Source organism: Lysinibacillus telephonicus, assembly GCF_039654155.1.
GTDB lineage: Bacteria > Bacillota > Bacilli > Bacillales_A > Planococcaceae > Ureibacillus > Ureibacillus telephonicus.
Window position 1 is genome coordinate 1,601,802 of sequence record NZ_CP155468.1, and the last position, 8,199, is coordinate 1,610,000.

The 8,199-nt window shown below is 36.4% G+C and carries 7 protein-coding genes (1 of these 7 cut by a window edge); 6 read left to right on the plus strand and 1 reads right to left on the minus strand.

The features are described 5' to 3' along the window. The first annotated feature begins 5 nt into the window (after positions 1 to 5). From aldA to MKY04_RS07590, 3 genes are read left to right on the plus strand one after another with little or no spacing between them, the layout of a single operon-like run. Positions 6 to 1,442 (plus strand): aldehyde dehydrogenase, encoded by a 1,437-nt coding sequence (aldA, locus tag MKY04_RS07580; protein WP_126295776.1) that lies wholly within the window; start codon positions 6 to 8, stop codon positions 1,440 to 1,442. A 31-nt stretch (positions 1,443 to 1,473) separates the two neighbouring features. Continuing rightward, the gene (locus MKY04_RS07585) at positions 1,474 to 2,631 is read left to right on the plus strand and encodes an iron-containing alcohol dehydrogenase (RefSeq protein ID WP_126295775.1); all 1,158 of its coding nucleotides are present in this window, start codon (positions 1,474 to 1,476) and stop codon (positions 2,629 to 2,631) included. A 25-nt stretch (positions 2,632 to 2,656) separates the two neighbouring features. Next, complete coding sequence (locus MKY04_RS07590) at positions 2,657 to 4,276, plus strand: BCCT family transporter (protein ID WP_346235594.1); 1,620 nt, start codon at positions 2,657 to 2,659, stop codon at positions 4,274 to 4,276. 53 nt (positions 4,277 to 4,329) lie between these two features. On the opposite strand, the gene MKY04_RS07595 is transcribed toward MKY04_RS07590, so the two are convergent. Next, positions 4,330 to 4,743: a YugN family protein gene (locus MKY04_RS07595; protein ID WP_126295773.1), complete on the minus strand. Its 414-nt coding sequence runs from the start codon at positions 4,741 to 4,743 to the stop codon at positions 4,330 to 4,332. A 295-nt stretch (positions 4,744 to 5,038) separates the two neighbouring features. Between MKY04_RS07595 and MKY04_RS07600 the strand changes: the two genes are divergently transcribed. The 3 genes from MKY04_RS07600 to MKY04_RS07610 form a co-directional block, all read left to right on the plus strand. Continuing rightward, positions 5,039 to 5,269, plus strand: coding sequence for a DUF896 domain-containing protein (locus tag MKY04_RS07600; protein WP_126295772.1), 231 nt, complete (start codon positions 5,039 to 5,041; stop codon positions 5,267 to 5,269). Between the two features lie 140 nt (positions 5,270 to 5,409). Further along, complete coding sequence (tkt, locus tag MKY04_RS07605; RefSeq protein ID WP_346235595.1) at positions 5,410 to 7,404, plus strand: transketolase; 1,995 nt, start codon at positions 5,410 to 5,412, stop codon at positions 7,402 to 7,404. Between the two features lie 138 nt (positions 7,405 to 7,542). After that, positions 7,543 to 8,199, plus strand: the 5' portion of a protein-coding gene (locus tag MKY04_RS07610) for a hydroxymethylglutaryl-CoA lyase (RefSeq protein ID WP_126295770.1). It continues 249 nt past the right edge of the window; 657 of the gene's 906 nt are visible here — the first part of the coding sequence; its start codon is at positions 7,543 to 7,545; its stop codon lies off the right edge, out of view.

Here is an 8,199-nt window from a genome sequence, read left to right on the forward strand (position 1 = left end):
ACACAATGGAGAGATGTACTGCTTTTATTAATGGTGAATTTTTAAAAAATGAAACAAATTCATGGATGGATGTTGTTTACCCGGGAACAAATGAGGTTGTTGCACAAGTTCAAAGCTGTACAGCGGAGGATGTCGATAAAGCGGTTGAATGCGCGGCAAAAGCATTTAAAAAGTGGAAAAATACCCCGGCATTTCAACGTGAAAATTATGTAAAAGAGTTTGTAGCATTGTTGCGTTTAGATGAGAATTATAAAACCATTGGCAAATTTATTAACTTGGAAATGGGAAAACCTATTAGTGCTGCAAACTCAGAAGCATTTTATAGTGCTGATTTAGCTGAATACCAATCGCAATGGGCTCGTCGGATAGAAGGGGAAGTTATTACTAGTGATTCAACAACAGAACGTATTTTAATTGAAAGAGAGCCGTTGGGGGTAATTGGTGTAATTGTTCCATGGAACTTTCCAATCTATGTTTTAATACGCAAGGTTATCCCAGCGTTAATAGCAGGAAATACAGTAGTAATTAAGCCAAGTATAAAATCACCTATATCAGCTTTAAAGTTAGCAGAACTGTTTCAAAAAGCTGGTTTTCCAGAAGGGGTTGTAAATGTCGTAGTTGGTGCTGATGAAATAGTTGGAGAGGCATTAACTTCAGCAAATATACAAATGGTAACATTTACAGGCTCAACGAAAGTTGGGCAGCAAATTATGAAAAAATGCGCGGCTAATATGATTCGTGTATCTCTTGAATTAGGTGGGAAGGCACCAGCTATTGTTATGGAAGATGCAGACATTGATTTGGCAGTTTCCGCAATAAAAGGTGGCCGTTTATCAAATTCTGGTCAAGTATGTAGTAATACTGAGCGCGTTTATGTGCATGAGTCGATTAAAGAAGAGTTCGTATCGAAGCTATTAGCAGCATTTGAAGAAGTAAAAGTTGGCGACGGACGTACTAATCCCGATATTGAAGTTGGTTGCCTTGTGTCCTCGGCGGATGCAGCGCGAGTAGACAAAATGGTAAAAGAAGCTGTAGGAGAAGGAGCCGAAATTTTATGTGGCGGGCGCATTTTATCTGAACTTGGTGATAGCTTTTATGCACCAACTATTTTAGTCAACTGTCATCAGAAAATGAACGTTGTACAACAAGAAGTATTTGGTCCGGTACTTCCAATTCTATCATTTTCAACAATTGACGAAGCAGTTGAATTGGCAAATGACTCAGAGTATGGACTTACCTCAAATATTTATACGACATCTTATAAATCAGTAATGAAATTAACAAAGGAATTAAATTTCGGTGAAGTATATGTGAATCGTCAACAAGGAGAAGCTTATCAAGGTTACCATGCTGGATGGAAAAAATCCGGTATTGGAGGAGATGACGGAAAACATGGCTTTGAAGAATTTTTACAATATAAAACGGTGTACTTAAGTTTTTAACAAGAAATTATTGCCACAAGGGGGATATCAAATGACTGCTTCACTTAGTTACTACTCTAGAACAAAAATATTATTTGGTGAAGGTGTATATCTAAATCTACCAAGTGAAATTGAAAAACTAATAGGCAAAGAAAAGGTCCTAATAGTAACCGACCAAGGGGTTAAAATGGTTGGAATATTAGACAAAATTGAAAACGTTTTAACTGAGAAGGGGTATACAGTTGATACATATGTAGATGTAAAACCTGACCCTTCAATTATACAAATCGATGAAGTAGCAAACATAATTCGTGAAAACAATATTAAATGTGTCATCGGATTAGGTGGAGGTTCAGCGATGGATGTTGCGAAAATGGCAACACTTGTTTCAGGTGATATTCATAACACAATGCACTATGCATTGATGGAAAATCCATTTAAAACAAGTGAAGTAGTAAATATCGCTATCCCTACAACTTCTGGTACAGGTGCAGAGGTAACTAGTACCGTTGTATTTTCAGACACAGAAGGACGAAAAGTTTGGGGATGGGATGAAAATATGGCGCCAACACTTGCCATACTAGATCCTACATTTACCGTTAATCTTCCAATTCATTTAACAGTAGCAACAACTCTTGATGCATTAATTCATGCAATGGAAGCAGTAAGTGGTCGCCGTTCAAATCCAATAATTGAAGCATTAAGCTACCAATCTATTCGTTTAATTAATGAGAATTTCGAGAAAGTACTTTCCAATCCGCATGATTTGGAGGCTCGTGGTAATTTATCTCTTGGCGCAACTTTGGCAGGCCTTGCCATTGAACAAGGGGGAACTGGTCTGGCACACTGTATTGGCCATGCATTAGGAACTTTAGAGAAGATTCCACATGGAAGAGCAGTAGCAATTTCATTATATAAAACGATAGATTGGCTAGTAATAAATGCGTCAGAAAGCTATAAAACAGTGGCACAAGCGATGGATATAGAATGGAATGCTGAAGCACCTTTAAAAATTGCAGCGCGGTACAAACAATTAGTTAGTGTTGGTCAGCTTGATTTGTTAGTGGGAGAAGGAAAAGTTGGTGAACAACAAATAAATCATTTTGTACAAATAATGCAAGATCAAGAAAATCAACCAATGCTGCAAAATAGTTGTGCAGTTCCAACAATAGAAGACCTAAATCGATTTGCTAAAAGTATTTTTAATTAATATTTCTTACAAAGGGGACTAAGAAATGAAAAAAATTAATTTACGTCATGGAGTGTTTTGGCCGCCATTTATTTTACTACTCGTTGCGGGCTTATTTAGTTTGTTATATCCAGATTTGTTTCTTGAAAAGGTAAATATTGCGAATAATTGGCTATTAGATAATGTTGGATGGTTGTTTAGTTTGAGTGGTCTACTTATGCTGGTTGTTGTCATTGCAGTTTACTTCTCGCCTTTAGGAAGATATCGAATTGGTGGTAAAGATGCAAAGCCAATGCTAAGCATGAAAAATTGGTTAGCTATTACATTATGTACTACTATTGCAGCAGGTGTGACATTTTGGGGAATTGTTGAACCTATATATCACCTAGTAACTCCTCCGGAATCATTAGGTCTAGAAGCAAATAGTGCTGAAGCAGCTATTTTCTCCATGTCTACAATGTATTTGCATTGGACAGTTACACCATATGCAATATATTGTGTGCCAGCATTAATGTTTGCTTTTGCATTTTATAATATGAGAAAAAGTTTTAGTTTAAGTTCGACGTTGGCACCGCTTTTAGGAAAACGTACTGATGGGAAATTTAGTTCATTTATTGATGGTATTTCACTTTATACATTAGCATTAGGTATGGCATCGGCAATGGGGACTGCTGTACTGAATCTGGCTGGCGGTGTCCACTATTTAACAGGTTGGGAAAGTAATACAGTAATGTGGGCGATTATAGCAGCTATAACTATGATTACTTTTACTATTTCTGCTTCAACTGGTTTAATGAAGGGTATTCGAATATTATCTAATATTAATATGAATGTCTACATTATTATCGTACTTTTCATCTTTATTACAAGTCCAATGACATTCATCGTTAATTTAGGTACAGAATCTTTTGGTCATTATTTAACAAACTTTTTTGAAAAAAGTTTGTTTACTGGGGCTGCTGCAGGTGATATGTGGCCAAAATGGTGGACTGTATTTTACTGGGCAAACTGGTTTGCATGGGCGGCTATAACAGCAATGTTCTTAGGTCGTATTGGTTATGGGTATACAGTTCGTACTTTTATAGCAGTAAACTTCGTGTTCCCTTCTATATTTGGTGCACTCTGGATGACAATTTTCGGAGGTACCGCAATCCATAAACAACTTACTGATGGTACATTAGGAGATATTTTAAATAATTTTGGTGCAGAATCAGTATTGTATGCTGTACTGGCAGATGTTCCGTTGTCAATGATTGTAATTCCTTTCTATTTATTTATTGTTTTTATCTCTTTCGTTACTGCATCGGACTCAAATATTTCGGCTATGGGCGGTATTAGTTCACACGGTATTTCCCCTGAGAGTCAGGAAGCTCATATTATAATTAAAGTAATGTGGGGTACGGCTGTAGGTATCATTGCATGGGTAATGTTAAGTTTTGCAAAAATAGATGGAATAAAGATTCTTTCAAATTTAGGTGGAATACCAGCCTTAATTTTATGTTTGGCAATTGTCGGTTCATTATTAAAGGTTGCAAACAACCCTGCAAAATATGATGTAACTGAACAAGTAAAGAGGGAAGAAAGCTATAAAGATACAGTTCTTCAACGGGAAGTTAATAATAACCTAGAAAACGAGAAGGATTTAGTAGAGTCGAATAATAACTAAAGTATAAGAAGTAAGGGTGACCCAAAAATAGATTGGGTCACCCTGTTAATATTTTAATTGAGGTAAGGGATTACATTATTAATGACAACTTGTTCGCCTGCATGTACCCATTTATTTTTATTTATAATTTCCCCATCTTTATCGATTGGATTTTGAAATTGACTGAATCCTGTTGCGTCCAATAATGAGCTTTCGTCAAAATCTAACCCACAATTGAAAACATGCTTAATGACATATGGAGTTTGAAAACTTATATGAGCCTTCGCGGAATCGAGCATACCATCAATAACAACAAATGGAAGGCGTAAATAAATTGTTTCACAGTCTTCCTTATAAAGAATAGTATCGAAAAAGCCGTGATCATACTCCCAATAGCTTCCAAGACAAAAACCATATTTTTTAATTTTATTTTGAAGGAAACCAAATTGTGCTTGTTTTCCTTCTATATTTGTTTCTAGTTTTAACATAATTCGTCTCCTTTTTTCTACTATTTTTAACAAGAGCACAAGGAACAATACATATAGAGGAAACATACAGAAATAATTTGAAGATAATAAAGTAATGTTATTGGATTATTTTTTTAAACTTCTTTCCTATATATGCTGCAGAGTGGTTCAGTAAGTTTATAATTTAATATTAATAATCCTTACTAAGTTAAATCACTTGCGCTTCATCTCTTTTTTTCATACCTTTTAAGTATTGATATTTTCATTCAGGACGTTTTAGGTCTGGAATGGGATTGAAGAAAGGTGAGTATTACAAATGTTATCAAAAGAAAAAATTGCGCGAATCAATGAGCTTTCAAAAAGAGCAAAAGAGGGAACATTAACTGAAGCAGAAGCAAAAGAACGTACAGTTCTTCGTAAGGAGTATTTAGATTCATTCCGTTCTTCATTCCGAAATACAATAGAAAATGTACAAATTTTTGATGCTGCAGGTAATGAGGTCACTCCTGAAAAGATTAAAAAAATACAAAAAAATAAATTAAATTAATTTTAAACGGAGAATAATATAGCACAATTGTAAAAAGCATGACATATTACTGAAAATGTCTATAAATAGGATTGTTTTCTGTCATAAACTTGTCTAAACTGGATAAGAACAATAAATAGAACGAGAAAGGATGTCAAATAATGGCACAAAAAGCGGATCTATTAGCAATTAATGCAATCCGAACATTATCTATTGATGCAATCGAAAAAGCAAATTCGGGTCATCCCGGTTTACCAATGGGTGCAGCTCCAATGGCATATACATTGTGGACGAAACAACTACGCCACAATCCACAAAATCCAAAATGGTATAACCGCGACCGTTTTGTTCTTTCTGCAGGACATGGTTCGATGTTATTATATAGCCTTCTACATTTAGGAGGATACGGTTTAGATATGGAAGAAATTAAAAACTTCCGTCAATGGGGCTCTAAAACTCCTGGGCACCCAGAATATGGACACACTGTTGGAGTTGAAGCAACAACAGGACCACTTGGCCAAGGGATTGCAATGTCAGTAGGTATGGCAATGGCTGAACGTCATTTAGCTGCTACATATAACAAACCCGGACATGACATAGTTGACCACTATACTTTTGCACTTTGCGGAGATGGCGATTTAATGGAAGGTGTTGCAGCAGAAGCAATTTCATTAGCTGGTCATCTAAATCTTGAAAAATTAATCGTGTTGTACGATTCAAACGATATTTCATTAGATGGCGATTTGGCAAAATCATTTTCTGAAAATGTTCAAAAACGTTTTGAATCATACGGCTGGAACTATCTGCATGTTGCTGATGGTACAGATGTTGATGCAATTAATACTGCTATCGAACAAGCAAAACAAAGCGAAGACAAACCAACATTAATTGAAATTAAAACGGTTATCGGTTTTGGTTCTCCAAATAAGTCAGGAAAATCGGATGTACATGGTGCTCCTCTAGGCACTGACGAAGCAGTATTAACTAAAGCAGCATATGGTTGGGAACATGAGCCATTTAAGGTGCCACAAGAAGTTTATGAAATTTTCAATGAAGCTGCTCAAAAGCAAGGTGCACAGCCTGAAGCAGAGTGGAATGCAAAATTTGAATCTTATAAAGCTGAATTCCCTGAATTAGCAGAGCAATTTATAAAAGCAATGAATAATGAACTGCCTGCTGATTTTGATGCAGAAGTACCTGTTTATGAAGCAGGAAAATCTGTTGCGACTCGTTCATCTTCAGGAGATGTAATTAATGCATTAGCAAAAAAAGTTCCATCATTCTTTGGGGGCAGTGCTGACCTAGCTGGTTCGAATAAAACGACAATTAAAAGTGCAGGTGATTTCTTCGCGGATACACCAGAAGGCCGCAATATTTGGTTTGGTGTTCGTGAATTCGCAATGGGTGCTGCTTTAAATGGTATGGCGTTGCATGGAGGATTGAACGTATTCGGTGGTACATTCTTCGTATTCTCCGACTACGTACGACCAGCAGTTCGCTTATCTGCATTAATGGGATTACCAGTTACTTATGTGTTTACACATGATTCTATAGCAGTTGGGGAAGACGGCCCTACTCATGAACCAATTGAGCATTTAGCTTCACTAAGAGCGATGCCAAATCTATCTGTGATTCGTCCAGCAGATGCAAATGAATCAGCAGAAGCATGGAAGTTGGCAATTTCGTCTAAAAATGTGCCGACTGCTCTTGTTCTTTCACGTCAAAACTTGCCGGTCCTTGCAAATACTGCTGAACTTGCAAAAGATGGCGTTGCAAAAGGTGCATACGTTGTTTCTTCTGCTACAAAACAAATTCCAGATGCAATCATTATCGCAACTGGTTCAGAGGTTTCTTTAGCTATTGAAGCACAAAGTAAATTATTAGCTGAAGGAATTGATGTTTCAGTTGTTTCAATGCCATCTATGGACCGTTTCGAACAACAATCAGATGAATATAAAGAGTCTGTCCTGCCTAAAGCTGTGACAAAACGTTTAGCAATTGAAATGGGCTCATCATTCGGCTGGCATAAATATACTGGTTTTGAAGGCGACATCCTTGCAATCGACCAATTCGGCGCAAGTGCTCCTGGTGAAATTATCATGGAGAAATATGGCTTTACAGTAGACAATGTCGTTGCGAAAGTAAAAGCTCTTTAAATAAGTAATAAAAACTGATCCAAAATGTAAGTTTTGGGTCAGTTTTTTTATTATGAAAAAAGTGATGGAATATCACCCCAAATAGAGGAATACCATTCTCTATAACTCATATTCATAATTAATGAGAGGGGGAAAAGAGTGACGACGAATAAAGTAAGAATAAAAGAAGTAGGACCTCGAGATGGATTGCAAAATGAAAAAAACTATATTTCAACAACTGATAAAATCGCCTTTATTGAAAAATTATCAGAAACGGGTCTTGATTATATCGAGGTTACTTCATTTGTCCACCCGAAATGGATACCGCAATTAGCAGATGCGGTGGATGTTTTATGTAATTTAAAACGCCGAAAAGAAATTACCTACGCAGCTTTAGTTCCTAACATAAAGGGACTTGAACGGGCGTTACAAGTTCATATCGATGAGGTTAGCATCTTTATGTCAGCATCAGAAGGGCATAATCTATCAAATATTAATAAAACTATCTCAGATACATTTCCTGTGTTAAAGGAAGTAGTAGAAGAAGCGAGGCTAAATAACTTAGCAGTTCGAGGATATGTATCAACAGTAATTGGATGTCCATACGATGGTCCTGTAAAACCAGAACAAGTATTATACGTCGTGGACCATTTAATTGATATGGGAGTAAAAGAAATCTCACTCGGCGATACCATTGGTGTAGGGGTGCCGACAGATATTGAAAGGTTGCTAGAAGTATTGCTAAAAAAATATCCACCATATCTTTTTGCCATGCATTTCCATGATACGTATGGAACAGCAATTGCAAATATAGTG